Annotated in this window: 20 protein-coding genes; 6 read left to right on the forward strand and 14 right to left on the reverse strand. The window is 33.0% G+C overall.

Annotation, left to right across the window (positions count from 1 at the left end):
- Positions 1 to 2 precede the first annotated feature (2 nt).
- Positions 3 to 1118: a D-TA family PLP-dependent enzyme gene (locus AC4FQ3_RS09900; protein WP_491181736.1), complete on the forward strand. Its 1116-nt coding sequence runs from the start codon at positions 3 to 5 to the stop codon at positions 1116 to 1118.
- A gap of 119 nt (positions 1119 to 1237) precedes the next feature.
- Positions 1238 to 2308 carry a dipeptidase gene (locus AC4FQ3_RS09905; RefSeq protein WP_491181737.1) on the forward strand — a complete coding sequence of 357 codons (1071 nt, stop codon included), beginning with the start codon at positions 1238 to 1240 and terminating at the stop codon, positions 2306 to 2308.
- On the opposite strand, the gene AC4FQ3_RS09910 is transcribed toward AC4FQ3_RS09905, so the two are convergent.
- A complete protein-coding gene (locus tag AC4FQ3_RS09910; RefSeq protein ID WP_318804213.1) occupies positions 2305 to 3081 on the reverse strand; it encodes a DeoR/GlpR family DNA-binding transcription regulator in 777 nt (258 codons plus the stop codon). The two genes, AC4FQ3_RS09905 and AC4FQ3_RS09910, sit on opposite strands and share 4 nt — an antisense overlap.
- Before the next feature lie 187 nt (positions 3082 to 3268).
- Here AC4FQ3_RS09910 and AC4FQ3_RS09915 point away from each other — a divergent pair, with 187 nt between their 5' ends.
- The gene (locus AC4FQ3_RS09915; protein ID WP_491181738.1) at positions 3269 to 5572 is read left to right on the forward strand and encodes a family 20 glycosylhydrolase; all 2304 of its coding nucleotides are present in this window, start codon (positions 3269 to 3271) and stop codon (positions 5570 to 5572) included.
- A gap of 49 nt (positions 5573 to 5621) precedes the next feature.
- On the opposite strand, the gene AC4FQ3_RS09920 is transcribed toward AC4FQ3_RS09915, so the two are convergent.
- The 4 genes from AC4FQ3_RS09920 to AC4FQ3_RS09935 form a co-directional block, all read right to left on the reverse strand.
- Entirely contained in the window at positions 5622 to 6641 is a 1020-nt protein-coding gene (locus AC4FQ3_RS09920) for a hypothetical protein (protein WP_491181739.1), read from the reverse strand.
- A gap of 122 nt (positions 6642 to 6763) precedes the next feature.
- Complete coding sequence (locus AC4FQ3_RS09925) at positions 6764 to 7510, reverse strand: succinate dehydrogenase/fumarate reductase iron-sulfur subunit (RefSeq protein WP_042565543.1); 747 nt, start codon at positions 7508 to 7510, stop codon at positions 6764 to 6766.
- A gap of 52 nt (positions 7511 to 7562) precedes the next feature.
- The gene (locus tag AC4FQ3_RS09930) at positions 7563 to 9563 is read right to left on the reverse strand and encodes a fumarate reductase/succinate dehydrogenase flavoprotein subunit (protein ID WP_073397548.1); all 2001 of its coding nucleotides are present in this window, start codon (positions 9561 to 9563) and stop codon (positions 7563 to 7565) included.
- An 11-nt stretch (positions 9564 to 9574) separates the two neighbouring features.
- Positions 9575 to 10240 (reverse strand): succinate dehydrogenase cytochrome b subunit, encoded by a 666-nt coding sequence (locus tag AC4FQ3_RS09935; RefSeq protein WP_302093842.1) that lies wholly within the window; start codon positions 10238 to 10240, stop codon positions 9575 to 9577.
- 362 nt (positions 10241 to 10602) lie between these two features.
- Between AC4FQ3_RS09935 and AC4FQ3_RS09940 the strand changes: the two genes are divergently transcribed.
- On the forward strand, positions 10603 to 11964 hold the full coding sequence (locus AC4FQ3_RS09940) for a hydroxymethylglutaryl-CoA synthase family protein (protein WP_491181740.1): 1362 nt from the start codon (positions 10603 to 10605) through the stop codon (positions 11962 to 11964).
- 258 nt (positions 11965 to 12222) lie between these two features.
- On the opposite strand, the gene AC4FQ3_RS09945 is transcribed toward AC4FQ3_RS09940, so the two are convergent.
- The 4 genes from AC4FQ3_RS09945 to AC4FQ3_RS09960 form a co-directional block, all read right to left on the reverse strand.
- Positions 12223 to 12402: a hypothetical protein gene (locus AC4FQ3_RS09945; protein ID WP_491181741.1), complete on the reverse strand. Its 180-nt coding sequence runs from the start codon at positions 12400 to 12402 to the stop codon at positions 12223 to 12225.
- 74 nt (positions 12403 to 12476) lie between these two features.
- Positions 12477 to 12848: a hypothetical protein gene (locus AC4FQ3_RS09950; RefSeq protein WP_491181742.1), complete on the reverse strand. Its 372-nt coding sequence runs from the start codon at positions 12846 to 12848 to the stop codon at positions 12477 to 12479.
- 104 nt (positions 12849 to 12952) lie between these two features.
- Positions 12953 to 13462 carry a hypothetical protein gene (locus tag AC4FQ3_RS09955; RefSeq protein ID WP_491181743.1) on the reverse strand — a complete coding sequence of 170 codons (510 nt, stop codon included), beginning with the start codon at positions 13460 to 13462 and terminating at the stop codon, positions 12953 to 12955.
- A 121-nt stretch (positions 13463 to 13583) separates the two neighbouring features.
- Complete coding sequence (locus AC4FQ3_RS09960; protein WP_491181744.1) at positions 13584 to 14324, reverse strand: LytTR family transcriptional regulator DNA-binding domain-containing protein; 741 nt, start codon at positions 14322 to 14324, stop codon at positions 13584 to 13586.
- Between the two features lie 296 nt (positions 14325 to 14620).
- Here AC4FQ3_RS09960 and AC4FQ3_RS09965 point away from each other — a divergent pair, with 296 nt between their 5' ends.
- Positions 14621 to 14821, forward strand: a complete 201-nt coding sequence (locus AC4FQ3_RS09965; protein WP_073397533.1) for a hypothetical protein — start codon at positions 14621 to 14623, stop codon at positions 14819 to 14821.
- Positions 14822 to 14885: 64 nt separating this feature from the next.
- Positions 14886 to 15080: a bacteriocin-like protein gene (locus AC4FQ3_RS09970; protein ID WP_042565534.1), complete on the forward strand. Its 195-nt coding sequence runs from the start codon at positions 14886 to 14888 to the stop codon at positions 15078 to 15080.
- A gap of 81 nt (positions 15081 to 15161) precedes the next feature.
- Here the strand turns inward: AC4FQ3_RS09970 and AC4FQ3_RS09975 are convergent, their stop codons facing one another.
- Genes AC4FQ3_RS09975 through AC4FQ3_RS09995 form a run of 5 tightly spaced genes read right to left on the reverse strand, consistent with a single transcriptional unit; the run spans position 15162 to position 18082 of the window.
- A complete protein-coding gene (locus AC4FQ3_RS09975; RefSeq protein ID WP_491181745.1) occupies positions 15162 to 15599 on the reverse strand; it encodes a GNAT family N-acetyltransferase in 438 nt (145 codons plus the stop codon).
- Between the two features lie 44 nt (positions 15600 to 15643).
- Entirely contained in the window at positions 15644 to 16042 is a 399-nt protein-coding gene (locus tag AC4FQ3_RS09980; RefSeq protein WP_491181746.1) for a hypothetical protein, read from the reverse strand.
- Entirely contained in the window at positions 15984 to 16256 is a 273-nt protein-coding gene (locus AC4FQ3_RS09985) for a hypothetical protein (protein ID WP_491181747.1), read from the reverse strand. Before AC4FQ3_RS09985 ends, AC4FQ3_RS09980 begins: the two co-directional genes overlap by 59 nt.
- 16 nt (positions 16257 to 16272) lie before the next feature.
- The gene (locus AC4FQ3_RS09990) at positions 16273 to 17613 is read right to left on the reverse strand and encodes a polymer-forming cytoskeletal protein (protein WP_491181748.1); all 1341 of its coding nucleotides are present in this window, start codon (positions 17611 to 17613) and stop codon (positions 16273 to 16275) included.
- Positions 17606 to 18082 carry a GNAT family N-acetyltransferase gene (locus tag AC4FQ3_RS09995; RefSeq protein ID WP_491181749.1) on the reverse strand — a complete coding sequence of 159 codons (477 nt, stop codon included), beginning with the start codon at positions 18080 to 18082 and terminating at the stop codon, positions 17606 to 17608. Before AC4FQ3_RS09995 ends, AC4FQ3_RS09990 begins: the two co-directional genes overlap by 8 nt.
- Between the last annotated feature and the right edge of the window lie 17 nt (positions 18083 to 18099).

Raw genomic sequence — 18099 nt, forward strand, 5'->3', positions numbered from 1 at the left:
TTATGCAAAAAAATTGGTGGAAAATTAATTCCGAAACTTGTCCCGACACTCCATTTTTGGCCGTTTACGAAGATCGTATCCGGTTTAATCTCGAACGCCTTATTGGGGCAGTAAACGGCGACACTCAAAAATTAAGGCCACACATCAAAACACATAAAATAGGCGAAATTCTGGAGTTGTTTAAAATTTACAACATCAAAAAAGTAAAATGCGCCACAATTGCCGAAGCTGAACTTGCCGCGATACATGAAATTCCGGACGTGCTTCTCGCCTATCAGCCTGTTGGTGCAAAAAAAGAAAGATGGATTTTGTTGCTTCAAAAATATCCAAATATTCAATTTTCGACTATTGTCGACAATTTAGATTCGGCGAAAGCCTTAAATGAAATTGCTAAAAAAAATAACCTGATTCTAAATATTTTTCTCGATCTAAATACAGGAATGAACAGAACCGGAGTTTCAATTTCTGATAAATGGATTGATTTAGCTTCTGAAATTATTGCATTAAAAAACATTCATTTTGAAGGTTTTCATATTTACGACGGTCATATAAAAGGAACTGTTGAAGAACGAAATATTCAAGCTTCAAACTCCTTTTCAATTATTAAAAAAGAGATTGAAATACTTCAGCAAAAAACAGATTACGAATTAAAAATCGTTGCCGGGGGATCAAATACATTTCCGTTTTATGCCACTCAGGAAAATGTAGAATCCAGCCCGGGAACTTTTGTTTTTTGGGATTCTAATTATCAAACCAATTTACCGGAACAGGAATTTAAGCCTGCTTTGGTTATTGTAGGAACTGTAATTTCAAAACCAACAAATACAACGTTTTGTGTTGATATCGGATACAAAGCCGTTTCATCAGAAAACCCGATCGATAAAAGATTAGTAATTTTAAATGATGAAAATTTAATTCCGATTTCGCATTCAGAAGAACATTTGATTGTAGAAAATCGGGGAAAAAATCAATATAAAATTGGCGATACCGTTTATGCCCAGCCGTATCATGTTTGCCCAACCTGTGCACTTTACGATTCTGTTCAGGTCATCAACAAAGAACATCAAATTTGCGATCAATGGTTGGTTGTGGCAAGAAGCAGAAAAATTAATATCTAGCAGCAGAAAAAGGAGAATAAAGATAAAAAGAATAGAAAATAGAGCAAAGAAGAAAGAGAATAGACCTCATAATAACACTTGTAGAGAACCTCTGAGCCTTTGTGCCTTAAAAAAATACTATGTTTATAATAGACGCCCATTTAGACCTGAGCATGAATGCGATGGAATGGAATCGAGATTTAAGAAATGACGTTCCCACTTTGCGCCATCTCGAAAAAGGAATGACTGATAAACCAGATCGCGAACGTGCCACGGTTTCGTTTCCGGATTTGCGACGCGGCAATATCGGAATTGTTGTCGCCACTCAAATTGCAAGATTTGTAAAACCCGACAGTATTATTCCGGGTTGGAATTCTCCCGAACAAGCCTGGGCGCAAACGCAGGGACAACTTTCGTGGTACAAAGCGATGGAAGAAGCCGGAGAAATTACAGCGATTATCGATAAAAAATCACTTCAAAAACAAATTGATTTATGGAACGACGGAACGCCAAACGATAAAAAACCTATTGGTTATATTTTGAGTTTGGAAGGTGCCGATTCTATTATTGATATTTCGTATTTAGAAAAAGCATACAATTACGGATTACGCGCCATTGGTCCGGCACATTATGGCCCGGGACGCTACGCAAACGGAACAGATGCAACGGGAAAAATGAATCAAAACGGTCTTGATTTATTGAAAGAAATGGAACGTTTGAATATTATTCTCGATGCAACGCATTTATGCGATGATGCTTTTTGGCAGGCTCTCGATCATTATAACGGACCGGTTTGGGCAAGTCATAACAATTGCAGAAGTCTAGTTGATCACAATCGTCAATATAGCGACGAAATGATCAAAGCTTTGATTTCGAGAGGAGCCGTTATTGGCGGCGCTTTAGATGCGTGGATGCTGGTTCCGAATTGGGAACGAGGCGTTTCGACTCCAAAAGGTACCAATTGCGATCTTGAAAGTGTTTTTAAACACATGGATCACATTTGTCAATTGGCCGGAAATGCCAATCATATTGGTGTGGGTTCTGATTTAGATGGTGCCTTTGGAACAGAACAATCTCCGTATGATTTAAACACGATTGCCGATTTGCAGAAATTGGTTTTGATTTTTAAAGACAAAGGATATTCTGATGAAGATTTAAATAAAATCTTTCACCAGAACTGGATTAATTTTTTAATGAAGAATTGGGATTAGATAAAAACTAAACTTGGAACTGCCTTTTTATAAGCTTGTAATTTTGCGTCTTTAGGATCAACTTCCGTGACAACGTAATCAACTTCAGATAAATTGGCAATTTTCATTTTTAGAACCGTATCCAATTTTTCAGAAATAGTTAGAATCGCTGTTTTTTCAGAAGCCTGAATCATTGCTTTTTTTACCTGAACGGTTTCCCAGTCAGAATCTGAGAATCCGCCTTCGATATCCAGAGCATTGGTTCCTAATATTAATAAATCGACTTTAATATTTGCCAACTGATTATAAACGTCGCCGCTCACACACATTTGACTATAAGATGAAATGCTGCCGCCAATCATGATAATTTTCACATTGGGTTTGTCCAGAAGTTCAACCGCAGACAAAACGGTAACGGTAAAAATAGTAAGATTTAAATCATTAGGAATTAAGCGAATGAATTCACGAATTGTAGTACCGCCGCCAATTAACAAAACCATGCCGTCATGAAGTAAGCCTAAGGTTTTTTGCGCAATGATTTGTTTTGATTCACCCGCATAAGTTTGATTGGATGAAGAATGGTGGTACGCTTTTGTCATCGCGCCGCCTTTTACTTTAATCAATAACGATTCTGATTCGAGTTCATTAATATCGCGTCTAACGGTATCTTCTGAAACAAATAATTTAGCCGAAAGTGTTTCAAAACTTACGCGGGTATGCAAGTTAATCTCTTTTAAAATAAGATTTTTACGTTCTTCCTTGCTATAGTTTACCACTTCATTATCGTTATTCATGCGAATTCTTTTTTTTGAACAAATGTAAACAATAAATGCAATATTCTTGCGAATCAAATTATAACACAACGTAATAAAAAAGTTAACAAGCCTAATTTAAAGACTTTTATAACAAATTTAGAATTGCAAAAAAAATGCAACTTTATGTAACAAACCTTAAATTTGTTTAACCACCAAAAAAGTAACCATGCAAAAAAGTATATTTCTCTTTTTGATATTCTGTTATTCCTTCGGAAATGCACAAACTGCTTCTAATAACAATTCGATAATTCCTGCTCCAAATTTTTATAAAGCAACCGGAGATAGTATTTTTTTAAACGGACAAATAAAAGTAGTTTTTGAAAAGAACAAGTTTAGTGCGAAAGAATTAAAAACAGCACAGATTTTTGAATCGACCATCAACAAAAATGTGCCTTCGAAAAAGAGCAATATTGACGTTTTGTTTATTACTCAAAATCCGTCTTCATCTTTAAAAAAAGAGGCTTATAAAATCAATATTTCGACTAAAAAGATCATCGTTACCGGAAGTGAAGAAGGATTATTTTATGCAGTTCAGAGTTTATTACAGCTTTTGCCCAACAAATTTAAAAATCAGGAAATAAAATTGCCTTGCGTTACTATCGAAGACGAGCCGAGATACAGCTACCGCGGGCTTCACCTTGATGTTTGTCGTCATTTTTTTACTACTGATGATATAAAATATTTTATTGCACAAATGTCCAGTTATAAACTAAATAACTTTCATTGGCATTTAACCGACGATCAGGGCTGGCGAATCGAGATAAAAAAGTATCCAAAATTAACCGAAGTCGGATCTAAAAGAGCACAGACTTTAGTTGGAAATAAATTTGAAAGATCACCCTATTTTTTTGATGGAAATCCGTACGGAGGATTTTATACTCAGGAAGAAATTAAGGACGTTGTAAAGTTTGCCGAAGAACATTATGTAAACATTATTCCTGAAATCGAAATGCCGGGTCATGCAACTGCGGCGGTTACAGCTTATCCAAATTTATCGTGTTTTCCAGACAGAAATTATAAAGTGGTTGAATATTGGGGTGTTTTTGAAGATATTTTCTGCGCGGGAAAAGAAGAAACTTTTATTTTTCTGGAAGATGTTTTGACAGAAGTTATGGCTTTGTTTCCGAGTAAATACATCCATATTGGTGGAGATGAATGTCCGAAAACAAGATGGAAAGAATGTCCGAATTGCCAAAAACGAATCAAAGATTTAGGCTTGAAAAACGAACATGAATTACAAAGCTATTTAACCACACGAATTGAAAAATTCCTAAACGCAAACGGAAGACAAATTCTCGGCTGGGATGAAATGCTCGAAGGCGGACTTGCACCAAACGCAGCCGTAATGTCCTGGCGAGGAGAAGCAGGCGGAATTGCCGCAGCAAGACAAAAACATAACGTAATTATGAATCCGGAACAGGTTTTATATCTGGATTATAATCAGGGATATTCACCAAATGAACCTTTAACGATTGGAAGATTAACGACAGTTGAAAAAATCTACAATTACAATCCAACTCCGATTGATAGTTTAACTGTTGAGGAGCAAAAATATATTATGGGCGTTCAGTCTAATCTTTGGTCGGAATATTTGACGAGTCCGGCGAAATTAAATTACATGCTTTATCCGAGAATGTTTGCTTTAGCAGAAATTGCGTGGACTGAACCTCAAAACAAAAACTATAATAACTTCGTTTTAGATAGAATTCCGCATCATTTAGAAAAATTAGATGCGCAAAAAAGATTGTATAAAGTTCCAACACCTTTCGGCTCGACCGAAACCGCTTTAATCGCATCAAAATATGTTCTGGATTTAAAACCAACTATCAAAAACGGGCAAATTTTCTACACGATTGATGGTTATAATCCAGACGAAACAGCTGAACTTTATACGAAACCCGTAACGATAAATATTCCGAAAGGAGAATATCGAATTATAAAAACGGTTCAAATTAGCGAAAGCGGAAGAAGAAGTTCTGTCAATAAAATATTGGTTCGAAATCCTGATCTGAAATCGGCTTTAAACATAAAACCAACGAAGAAGGGCTTAAAATACGATTATTTTACCGGAACTTTATTTCAGCAGGTTCAGGATTTAGAATTAATAAAACCTATTAATTCAGGTATTTTTGAAGGTTCAATAAGCAGCGAAAAATGGAAATCGAAAACAGAGCGTTATATCGGCTTAAAATTCGACGGATATATCTATATTCCGGAAACGGCAAATTATACAATTTCAATGCTTTCAGATGATGGATCGAAGCTTTTTATTAACAATGAATTAGTTGTCAATAATGATGGTATTCATTGGCTTAATGAAGCATACGGGGCGGTGAAACTCGAAAAAGGTTTTCACAAAATCAACATTAGCTATTTTGATCAAATTGGAGGAACTACTTTAAGCTGTTTTATTCAGCAAGAAGGAAAAGAAAAACAGGAAATTAGTGCTTCGCAATTGTATTATGAATAAAAACAAAAGACGCATTTGCTGTAGCTAATGCGTCTTTTGTTATGGAAATCTATTTAGATATTGCTTTACTAATGTTTTTAAAATCGTCATCTTTTAAATTATATGCAAAACCGGCACCGTAAAAATAGTAAACCGGATTTCCCGTTTTGGTATTTACAACATCTAAATATTTGTTACCATTCATACTTACGTAGCGTAAATAGAATATATCTTCGTTATTAAGAATCTTCTTTTCCAGATCTTCATCTCTAATAAACTGATATTTGTATTTGTAATCTTCTACCAGTTTTTTAAGATCCTTTTCATCTCTAAGTTTTTCAGTTCCTTTCCAAGGATTATATTCCATCATATAAGCTTCCGGAATATAAAGTGTATTTTCTTTTAGATTCTTAACTTCCTGAGTTACAAAATCATCATAAAGTCCGGTATGCTCACCTTTGCTGATAATTTGGTTTATCTGCTGAAAATAGTTTTTCAACATTCCTAAATTAGTATTTGTAAAACTTTGGTCTGTATACATTCTATCATAAAAGCTGCCAATTTTTTCATCTGATCCGGCTCCTGCCATCGCGTCTACTAAAAATTTATTATTAACGCTAAGTGGGAATCTTGCTATATAAGTTAGATTTTCTCTGAAAAGTTCACTCAATTTTCTATTATATTTTTTGTCATCTGCTTTTAGTTTAGCAAATCCTTTATCGAATTTTTCTTTATCCAAAATTCGTATTGCAAAATTGGTATGAATATAAACGGTGCCTTTTCCGCTTGTAGTAATATCTCCAATGAATTTTGCAATTGAATATTTACCATCGGCATAATCTGTCATTTTAAAATCTTTAAAATCAACAACCTTATAAGGAGTAACTGTCCAAACTTCTTTCAAAATTTTTTCGTAATCTTCTTTCTTGTTTAATTGTGGTAAAACAAAAACCGTAGTTGTAGCTTTAAATTTTTCAAGTTCGCCTTTTTCAAATGGTTCATTTGCTCCTCTGTAAGATGCCGTTATAGCAATTTGTGAGTAATTTTTAATGCTCAGAACGAGCATAGTAATAAGTAAAATTCTTTTCATTAATTTGTTTTTGGTTTGATTTCGGGGCTAAAGATAATATTATTAACATTGAAACAACTGCATAAAAAAACGCATTCAACTTAATGAATGCGCTTTTTATTATTTAAAACTATTTCTTAAAATTACCCTTTTAAGCTTGCAGATAAATATTCACGGTTCATACGCGCGATATTTTCAAGAGAAATTCCTTTAGGACATTCTACTTCGCAAGCCCCAGTGTTGGTACAGTTACCAAAACCTTCGTGATCCATTTGGTGTACCATGTTTAATACACGATCAACAGCTTCAATTTTACCTTGTGGCAATAAAGCATATTGAGATACTTTTGCAGCAACGAACAACATTGCCGATGAGTTTTTACAAGTTGCAACACAAGCTCCACAACCAATACAAGCAGCAGCATCAAATGATTTATCTGCATCATGTTTGTTAATCGGAATTGTATTTGCATCAATTGTATTTCCTGAAGTATTTACCGAGATAAATCCACCAGCATGTTGAATTCTGTCAAAAGAACTTCTGTCAACAACTAAATCTTTAATTACCGGGAAAGCTTTTGCTCTAAATGGCTCGATAAAAATCGTGTCACCATCTTTAAACATACGCATGTGTAATTGACAAGTTGTAACTCCTCTGTCTGGTCCGTGTGCTTCTCCATTGATGAATAAAGAACACATTCCGCAGATTCCTTCACGACAATCGTGGTCAAATGCTACTGGCTCTTCTCCTTTGTTGATTAATTGTTCGTTAAGAACATCAAGCATTTCAAGGAAAGACATATCTGGTTCGATTCCGTCGATTGGATATTCAACGATTCCCCCTTTATCCTGGGCGTTTTTCTGACGCCATATTTTTAATGTAAGTTTCATTTTCTATAAGTTTTAAGTATTAAGAAATAAGTATTTAGACTTTTTCAGAATACTATTTATAACTACGCTGTACTAATTTAATGTTTTCGTAAACCAGAGGTTCTTTGTGTAATACGGCATCGCTTGGTTTTCCTTTGTATTCCCAGGCTGCAACATATGCAAAGTTTTCGTCATCACGAAGTGCTTCTCCTTCTTCTGTTTGGTATTCTTCACGGAAGTGACCTCCACAAGATTCATTACGGTGCAATGCATCTTTTGCGAACAATTCTCCTAACTCTAAGAAATCGGCAACACGTGTTGCTTTCTCTAATTCCTGATTAAATTCGTTTGCGCTTCCAGGAACTTTTACATCTTTATAAAACTCTTCACGTAAAGCGGCAATTTCTTCGATAGCTTCGGCTAAACCTTTAGCATTACGAGCCATACCTACTTTATCCCACATGATTTTTCCTAATTTCTTGTGGAAATAATCTACAGAGTGAGTTCCTTTATTATTGATAAATCTGTCGATTTGATCTTTTACTTCTTTTTCTGCTGCTACGAATTCTGGTAAATCTGTAGAAATTTCTCCCATTTTAATATCCGGAGCTAAATAATCTCCAATAGTATAAGGAAGAACGAAATATCCATCAGCTAAACCTTGCATCAAAGCAGAAGCTCCAAGTCTGTTTGCTCCGTGATCAGAGAAGTTAGATTCTCCAATTGAGAAACATCCAGGAATTGTAGTCATTAAGTTATAATCAACCCAAGTTCCACCCATTGTGTAGTGAACCGCTGGGTAAATCATCATTGGTGTTGTATAAGGATCCTCATCGACGATTTTGTAATACATCTGGAATAAGTTTCCGTATTTACTTTTCACGATTTCAGCTCCTAATTTAGTTACCAATGTAGCATCATTAGCATCTAAACCTTTTACGAAAGCTTCTTCAGTTCCGTAACGTTTGATAGCCGCAGCGAAGTCTAAGTAAACAGCTTCTCCTGTTTTGTTAACTCCAAAACCAGCATCACATCTTTCTTTTGCAGCACGAGATGCCACATCACGAGGTACTAAGTTTCCAAAAGCCGGATATCTTCTTTCTAAGAAATAATCTCTTTCAGCTTCAGATAAATCAGTTGCTTTTTTCTTTCCTTCACGGATTGCTTTAGCATCTTCTAGTTTTGCAGGAACCCAAATACGACCGTCATTACGTAATGATTCAGACATCAAAGTCAATTTTGACTGGTGATCTCCAGAAACCGGAATACAAGTTGGGTGAATTTGTGTGTAACAAGGATTTGCGAAAAACGCTCCTTTTTTATGAATTTTCCAAGCTGCTGTTGCGTTACTTCCCATAGCATTTGTTGACAAGAAAAATACGTTTCCGTATCCTCCAGAACCAACTACTACTGCGTGAGCAGAATGCCTTTCTATTTCTCCTGTAATTAAGTTACGAGCAATAATACCTCTCGCTTTTCCGTTCACGATTACTATGTCCAGCATTTCGTGACGGTTGTACATTTTTATTTTTCCACGGCCAATTTGACGGTTCATTGCAGAATAAGCTCCTAACAATAATTGTTGTCCGGTTTGTCCTTGTGCATAAAAAGTACGAGAAACCAAAGTTCCTCCAAAAGAACGGTTATCTAAAAGTCCGCCATATTCACGAGCCAATGGAACTCCTTGAGCCACACACTGGTCAATAATATTAGCAGAAACTTCAGCCAAACGGTGAACGTTTGCTTCACGCGCACGGTAGTCACCCCCTTTTACAGTATCATAAAATAATCTGTAAACAGAGTCACCATCACCTTTATAATTTTTTGCTGCATTGATTCCCCCTTGTGCTGCAATAGAGTGTGCACGACGAGGTGAATCCTGAAAGCAGAAAGCTTTTACGTTATATCCCTGCTCAGCCAAAGTAGCCGCAGCCGAACCTCCAGCCAAACCTGTACCAACAATGATAATATCTAAATTACGTTTGTTAGCAGGATTTACTAAATTAATATGATCTTTATAATCTGTCCATTTGTCCGATATTGGGCCGTGTGGAATTTTTGAATCTAATGCCATTATAATTTATATTAATTATTGAAATGATGAAATAATGCGATAATTACGAAAGCAGCCGGTACTACAACAGCGAACCAGTAGCCTACTTTTGCTAAAAATCTTGAGTATTTGTTGTGCATTCCCACTGATTGAAGAGAAGATGCGAATCCATGCCAAAGGTGAAAACCTAATAACACAAAAGAAATACAATACAATCCTGTGCGAATTGGATCGTGAAATTTATGAACTAAATCTTCATAATATCTGGTAGCATTTGGTGCTTCACCTGCAATATATTTATAGGTAACCTCAGGAAACCAAAAATCATAAAAATGCAATCCTAAGAAAGCTAAAATAACCAATCCGGAAATAATCATATTTCTAGAACTCCATGAAGCATTTGCAGCTCCGTTGTAATTTGCGTAAGCAATTGGTCTAGCAGCTCTATTTTGAGCAGTAAGTACAAATCCCATAACAAAATGGAAAATTACTCCGAATGCCAAAACAGGTTGCATTACATATTGAATTAGCGGATTGTAACCCATAAAGTGAGAAGCTTCGTTAAAAACATCTTCACTAAGAATAGAAATGAAATTTAAGGTAACATGCAGCGCTAAAAACGTGATTAAGAATATTCCCGAAAGAGCCATAGCCACTTTCTTTAAGATGGAAGCATTCAATAGTGCAGATTGTGCCATAAGTGTTTAAGTAGTTTGTTTTAAAAAATTAGACAAAAATAAGTCAATTAACAAAGAACTACAACCATTTCGTTGTTATTTATAATGATTTTAAAATAGACTACGTAATACGTATTTTTACGTATAAAAAATACTTAATATCAAATAATTTTATTATAAAAATCTAAAAACGCATACTTTACAGAAATTATTTAACAGTAATAGCCGCTATCTGACTCTCATAAAACTTTATGAAATTACTATTTTAATCAAACATTTAATTTATTTTCTTCAAAAGTGTTCCATCATCGTAATTTTGTAGCCGAAAAAAATGGTCATTCCATTGCATAATTTTACCTTTATCAGCTTCAAAAAAAATCAGAATGAAAACAGGAATAGACGCTATATCATTTGATGTAGCCAACATACATTTACCTATAAAAACTTTGGCTGTTGCCAGAAATATTGAACCGGAAAAACTAGAAAAAGGTCTTGGATTAATTAAAATGACTTTACCGGACGTCCATCAGGATGCGGTTGTTTTTGGCGCAAATGCTTTAACTAAACTTATTCTTGAGCATGAAATAAACCTTAACGAGATTAGCCGGATTTATGTTGGTACCGAAAGCGCGATCGATAGCTCAAAACCCATCAGTTCTTATTTAATTAATTTAATGGAGCAAAAATTTGGCGAAGATTCACTTGCCGAATGCGATGTTGTAGATTTTACTTTTGCCTGCATTGGCGGTGTCGACGCTTTGCAAAACTGCATTGATTTTGTAAAACTGAATCCAACAAAAAAAGCAATTGTAGTTACAACTGATTTTGCAAAATACGATTTAAACTCAACCGGAGAATATACACAAGGTGCAGGAGCATTGGCAATGTTAGTAACTTCGAACCCAAGAATTATTGCTTTTGATGAAAATTGGGCAACAAGTACAAAAGGAGTTTTTGACTTTTTCAAACCTTACAGAACTATATCAAAGGAATCAATTACAAAAAATGAAAACAATGATCCTTGGTTTGAGAATTTAGAAGCTGAAATTGAAGTTCATAAAGACCAGCCGGTTTTTGATGGTCAATATTCGAATCAATGTTATATGGACCGTACGCGAAATGCTTACTTTTCATTTAAGAAACTAAAAAATACAACAGAAACTTTATACAATACCTGGAATAGTATTATTATGCACTTGCCATATTCTTTTCAGGGACGCAGAATGTTGTCTGAGATTTATGCTTTAGACAGTGCAGATAAAATCATTGCAGAAAATATTGATCCCGCAGATTATCAGAATAAAATTAAAGAAGTGGGAAAATCGGATGAATACAGAAAGTTTGTAACCGAGAAATTACAACCTGCAGAATTGGCTTCATCGCTAATTGGCAATCTTTATACTGGTTCCATTTTCATGGGATTATTGTCGACTCTGGCACATTATTATGACACTAAAAAAGAAGTTGCCGGAACAAAATTCGGATTTCTGGCTTACGGAAGCGGATCTAAATCAAAAGTTTTTGAAGGAACAATTCAGCCAAATTGGCAATCAGCTTTAGCCAAAACCAAACTTTTTGAAAACTTAGAAGAAAGCACCGAAATTGGTTTTGAAACTTATGAAAGTCTTCATAAAAAAGAACAAAAACAAAGTGTTCGAACTCCTAAAAAAGAATGGGTTTTGGATCGAATCGAAAAAGAAATTCCTAATTTAATTGGGGCGAGATATTATAAATGGGTTGATTAAGAGATTTCAATTTTTTAATCCCGATAGCTATCGGGACCAAATTCCAATTTAATAAATGCGCAAAACCTTTGTCAAAGTTTAAAACTTTGACAAAGGTTTTTTTATGCGCAATATAATTACGCACAAGCTTGTCATTTCGACCGAAGGGAGAAATCACACAAGTAATTCCGCAAACAAAGTCGCCAATCTTTATCGAGTTCTAGTGCGATTTCTCCCTTCGGTCGAAATGACAGAAATGCGTTAGAACCTCAAAGAAGACTAATCCTTCTTATGCTGTTCGGTATAATTTTGATTTCCTTTAGTTGCCTCTTCATGAACATTCATTCCGTTTGACATTCCCAGCATAAAAGCGGTTATTATAACAATAAATTTTCTTTTTATCCAATGAAGCGGTCGCTTAGATTGCTCTAAACGTGTTTTATTTTTGTGTTTATTCATTTTGAAAATGATAAATGATTAGACATTATTGTATCATTTTATGCGTTTTTGCGCACAATGCCCAAAGAAAATCTTTAAGCGATGTATAAACTTTTACGGCAATTATTTGAAGTGATTATTTCATTTACAAAAACAAATTGTTTTACAAATGAATTTATATTTTGATAAAGAAGTTTTTGAAGTTGCAGAAGAACTCTTATTTGAACATTACAAGCAACTTTAAATTGGAGAAAGATTAAAGGAATTGAAAAACCAACTTTTTCAAAAGTTCTTAATTTATTAAATAAGAAGAAACCAGAATTTTTAAAATCTAATTCTCTTCTTAAAATCACAAAAGAAGACTGATAATAATCTGCTGATTTTGATTGAGAATCTAAAGTACAATCGCTCGCAATCATAGCAAAAGCCAGAAAGAGTAAGATTAAGTATTTTAGAGTTTTATTCAATTTATTTAAATTCAGTTATTCCCTTTAAACAAAAATACAAATTAAAAATAGAGATTCTATTTTGAGTTTATTATTTATCAAATTGTTCGTTTTGGTTTTCTTTTCTATTTAAGTAAAAAAGTCAATCCTAAAACAAAAACCACACAACCCGACAACATATAAACTCCATTTTTTAATATAAAAAAAGAGAAACCTATTGCTAACGAAGAAAGAAAAACCATTAAAAAACTTATCACATTAGTTTTTATAAAATTCAACGCGTGAAGAGACAGACCAATAAAAAGCAAAGATGGACCAACAATTACAAAAGGGTACAAAATTGATGGCACATTACTAATATGCCGGCTTAATTCTTCTCTCGCGAAATCATTTGCTCCATAACTCGACATTATTAAATCGATTGTACAAAGTCCGATATGCGCAACAACTCCTAAAGTTGTTACAAAAGAATCAAAAGAATTTAATCTGTTTTTAGGAAATACATCATTAAACGACAGCAAAAAACAGGCTCCAATTAAATTGAACCAATGTGCAAAATCAATTGGACTTTGAAAATCAGGTAAAGTTTTAGAAAATAGCAAATAACTTATTACAAAAAATAGTAATCCTATCATACAAAAGTGTTTTGTTTTCATAATTTATTTTAAAATTGATGAAACAAAACTAGGATGAAAAACTTCTGCAAATGCCAATATTATTGACTTTGGTACAAAACGTATTGTTTTAGGTACGAAATTACAAAGTCAACAAACTTTCTTTATAATTTTTAGAAACCGGAAGTTCCATTTGAGTCAAAATAACAGTATTTGAATTTCTCCAGGACTTAAAATGAATCGGATTTATTAAATGAGAACGATGGATTTGGATTAAAAAAGTAAAATCTTCGAGAATTTTTTTGAGTGAAGAACGAATTAGTTTTGAATGCAATGTTTCATTTTCGATATAAAAAATCTCGACATAATTTTGAGCATTCGAAATACAAACCAAATCAGCTTTTTGGACTTTTAAAATGTCTAATTTGTTTTCCCCAATAAAAGTGAGCATGTCATCTTTTACAGGAATGAGTTTGATTAAATATCTTCTCGCCAGAATAACTACGGGAGTTAAAATCAAAGCAACTTTAATAAAAATAATCGAGAAAAACTCATAAAAACTATAACCTCCTTTTAAAATCGGGCTTTTGTAAAAGGTATAAATTCCAAACAGATAAATAAGGAAAAATAAAACAATACTTCCAATTTCTAAACTAAGATTCCATTTTGAGATTTTCTTGTAAATCCTATTTTGAAGAACAGCAAGAATACCATAACATAAAAATGCCATTATACTAAAACCAAAACTTATTAGAAACCAAGCTCTGAGATTTATAGTTCCATCGTCAAAAGGTTTTATGATGAAAGCAAAAACAAATAACCAGAGACCAATTAGCGAACCAACTATTAAATGATGTTTTATTTTCGGATTTAATTCTTTCATCTTTTCCTGAAGCAATTATTATTTTACAATATTAAACTTTAATCCAATTTGCTTCAAGTAAGATTCACAAGTTTTTTCACTTATTTTCAAAATCAACAATTGCATTAAAAACACAAAAAAAGAAAGAATTTACTGTGGTTTTAAGTTAAAAAAAGAAAAATATTGAAGATTTTTGAAAAATCAATCAGAATCTAAATGTTTCTTTTTGTAAGTATTTATTTGGAAAAAATAATTAGTATTTTTATCAAGTAGTATCCAAAAACTTATAGAACAGAAAAATCCAAAAAACCTTATTTATGAAAAACTTACAAAAATTGTCGACACAAAAATTATCAAAAGAAGAATTGAAATCAATTAACGCCGGTAATAATGCACCCTGTATACCATGGCCACTATGTAACGGTCAGGAAGCCACTTTTTATGTAATAAACTCATGTGGCTGGTATTTATACAAAACATCAACAGGTAGTACCTGTATGGAATATGGAGCAGTATAACAACATAATTATCCATTTTCATCAAAATAATATCTAGAACAGAAAAATCCAAAAAACCTTGTTTATGAAAAACTTACAAAAATTGTCGACACAAAAATTATCAAAAGAAGAACTGAAATCAATTAATGGCGGAGTTGTAAACTGCGTGCCATATCCGTTATGCAACGGTGACGAAGTTTCTTATTATGGTAGAAACATATGTGGCTGGTATTTGTACAGAACAGCAACAAATAGTATCTGTATGGAATACCTACCATGATAACAACATAATTATCTATTTATTAAAACTGCTACCAACAAAATAGCAGTTTTTTTATGTTCAAATTTCATAGCTGGAAAGCTATTTATAAATCGTAAACTTATTATGCGATAAGGTAAAACCAAGATTTTCATAAATCAACACGTTCTCAACTCTTCGCCGATTTGTGGTAACTTCGATACTTTTCAGGTTATTTTGATTTGCATATTGCATGATCTTCTCTATCAATTGTCTTCCAATTCCTTTTCCCCGATGATTTTGATGAATAAAAAACTCCTGAATTTCTCCAACCCGACCACAGTGATGTAATAGATTTTGTGTGTGAAAACTAATAAAACCTAAACCTTCATTCTCATTTTCGGCTATTAAATACAAATTGTTTGGGTTTGAAATATTTTCATTGAATATTTCTTTGAAAACTTTGAAATCTAATTCTTCATTTTCAAGTTCGCAAATTGATTTGTAAACAAAATCTAAGTCTTGTTTTTCGACTTTTCTGATTTCAACTTTTTGTTTCATAATTTAGTATTGGACAATTAATTGCAAATCTTGCGTGTCATTTTCTACAAGTTACCGTAAACAACTATATAATCAGCATACGTTAATTTATCTTCTAGCCAGTTTGTTACTTCTTTCAAGAAAAACTGAACTTTTTCATCATCGTTTTTTATATGAGATATCTTTTCTACGATAATTCTACAGGTTTTATTATCAAAAAAGTTATTACCAACAGGATCAAATTCATCCTCAATATCATTATTCCAAGGATTTTTTAATGGAAAAACAGATTGAAACTCTTTTAGGATAATGTCAAAATCTTCTGTATGAATAAAGACATCATTTCTTTTGGCTGTTTTATAGAATTCTCCTGCAGCATTTTCGGGCCATAAAACAAACCCAATTTTAGAATCTGTTGTATTTCCGGTTGTAATTATTACTTGTTTTTTGATTGATTCTTTCAATCGCTTTTACTATATCGTAATTGCACAACGCATAACTTTCGTTCGCCGTTTTGTAATCACATTCTGCTTTCTGAGAAATTGTTTGGATATTAATATCATGAAATTCCTGCTCACATAATAAAACATCATTATTATTCTTTTTAAGAAGCTCAACAGCGACATTTAAAGGAACTGCAATTTTACTTCTTAGTATTTTTATCTTTTCGTTATCCATTTTTCAAATACTATGATTACAAACCAATACGTTCAAGCTTCTGTTTGTACTTTTCAACATATTTATTCCACTCTGCTTCATTTTGAACATTATCATAAACAGATGCCGCGTATTCAAAAACTTCTTTGCTAAAATGATTTCCAAAAACAGCGTCAAGATTTATTATTCCAGAGTCAATAACACGTTTTAAAATCGATATTTTATCTTTTCCATTTTCTTTGCAAGCTTTATCGAGCCATAATCCTTTTCCAATTTTTACATATTCTTCCAGCAAACTTTCTGTAATAAATTCAGAAGGAACATCATTAATATCGGGTTCGTGTTTACCATTTTTGAAAGTCGTCAGAATCAGTTCTTCCGAATAAAAATCATGCGGAATCAACGAAATCAATGTTCCGCTTTCTGCAGCTTTCAAACAAAGTTCCTGGGTTATAAACTGACTTGGTATTTTCTGAATTGCAAAACCATCTTTCTCTACTAATTTTTCACAGAGTTCAGCCGTAATAAATTCCTCATTTACAAATGATAAAGCATGAAATGTATTATTCAAAGCCAACTCACATAATTCTTTAGTTTTAAATTGAGGTGGAACCACTTTTAAATCTCTGTAATTCGACGTTACTCTATTTTGCCAATATTCATATGTTTTCGGCTGCGGATTACTTTGCTTTAAAACCAATTCACCTCTTTCTAATTCGCGCTTTAATTCTTCAAAAGTTGCGATTAAAGGATTTTCAAGGTGTTTGCGTAATTCAATTGAGATAGTATCTTCATCTTCTTCGTCGTATTCACAATCGTTTTCAGAGTCATAATCATTTGTTTTGTCATTGTAATAAAACAAATCATTTTTTCGATCTCCAAAAGTTGTATAATGATCTTCGACTATAAAAACCGGAGCTTCAATAATACCAGAACATTTAAAACTACCATGATTATACGAAGTCATTACCATTTCTTTGGTTTTTACATCGCCCATTATTTCGACATACGAACCTCCTAACAGCAAACTTTGACAAGTAACATTTCCATTAATAAAAATGTACGGTCCATAATCGCCTTCAGCATTTATGATCGTTCCGTTTACAGAGAAATTTCCGTTTATTAAAACGCCTTCAATTCGTGTTTTTTCAATTTCTTTTAATGGAAGATTTAACAAATTCGAAAGCCATTTTTTCTCTTTATCTTCATAAAGATCTAAATAGAAATTCCCTTCAAAATTGACATCTTCATTTGAAACTAAAAAGAAATCCTGATCTTCCCATTCATCAAAATAATCAAAACCTTCATGATCCAATAAAAATGGATATTGCGATTTGACTTCTTTGATTGTTATTAGTTTAAAAGTTGAATTATGCATTTTCTATTTCTCCTATTCTATTAATTTTTAACTCCATTATCGGCAAATATCGATCTTTAATGGAAGTTTCCATTTGCCCTACTTTTACAAATCCGAATTTAATATAAAAATCTTCAGCGTTTGGTTCTGAGTTTAAAATTACTTTCTGAACATCGCTATTTTTGATTTGAACAAGAAAATCATTCATTAATATTTTTCCGAATCCTTTGCCAATAAAATCAGGCAAAACAAATAAATTATCCAGTTTTATAATGTTTTCACTTTCGTGGAAGAATGAATAATAGCCAACAATTTTATTATCAACAATTAAATTATACACCGATTTAGTTTCGATATATTCTTTTGAAACCGTTAAAAATTCAGACCAGATTTGAATTTGTTCATCAGAATATCCCCAATGTGCTTTTGATTTTTTGGTGATTTCTGTGAGGATTTTGTGATCGTTGGGATTTGCTTTTTTTATGGTCATAATTTTTAAATTATTCA

The organism is Flavobacterium sp. AK-345, from assembly GCF_058310175.1.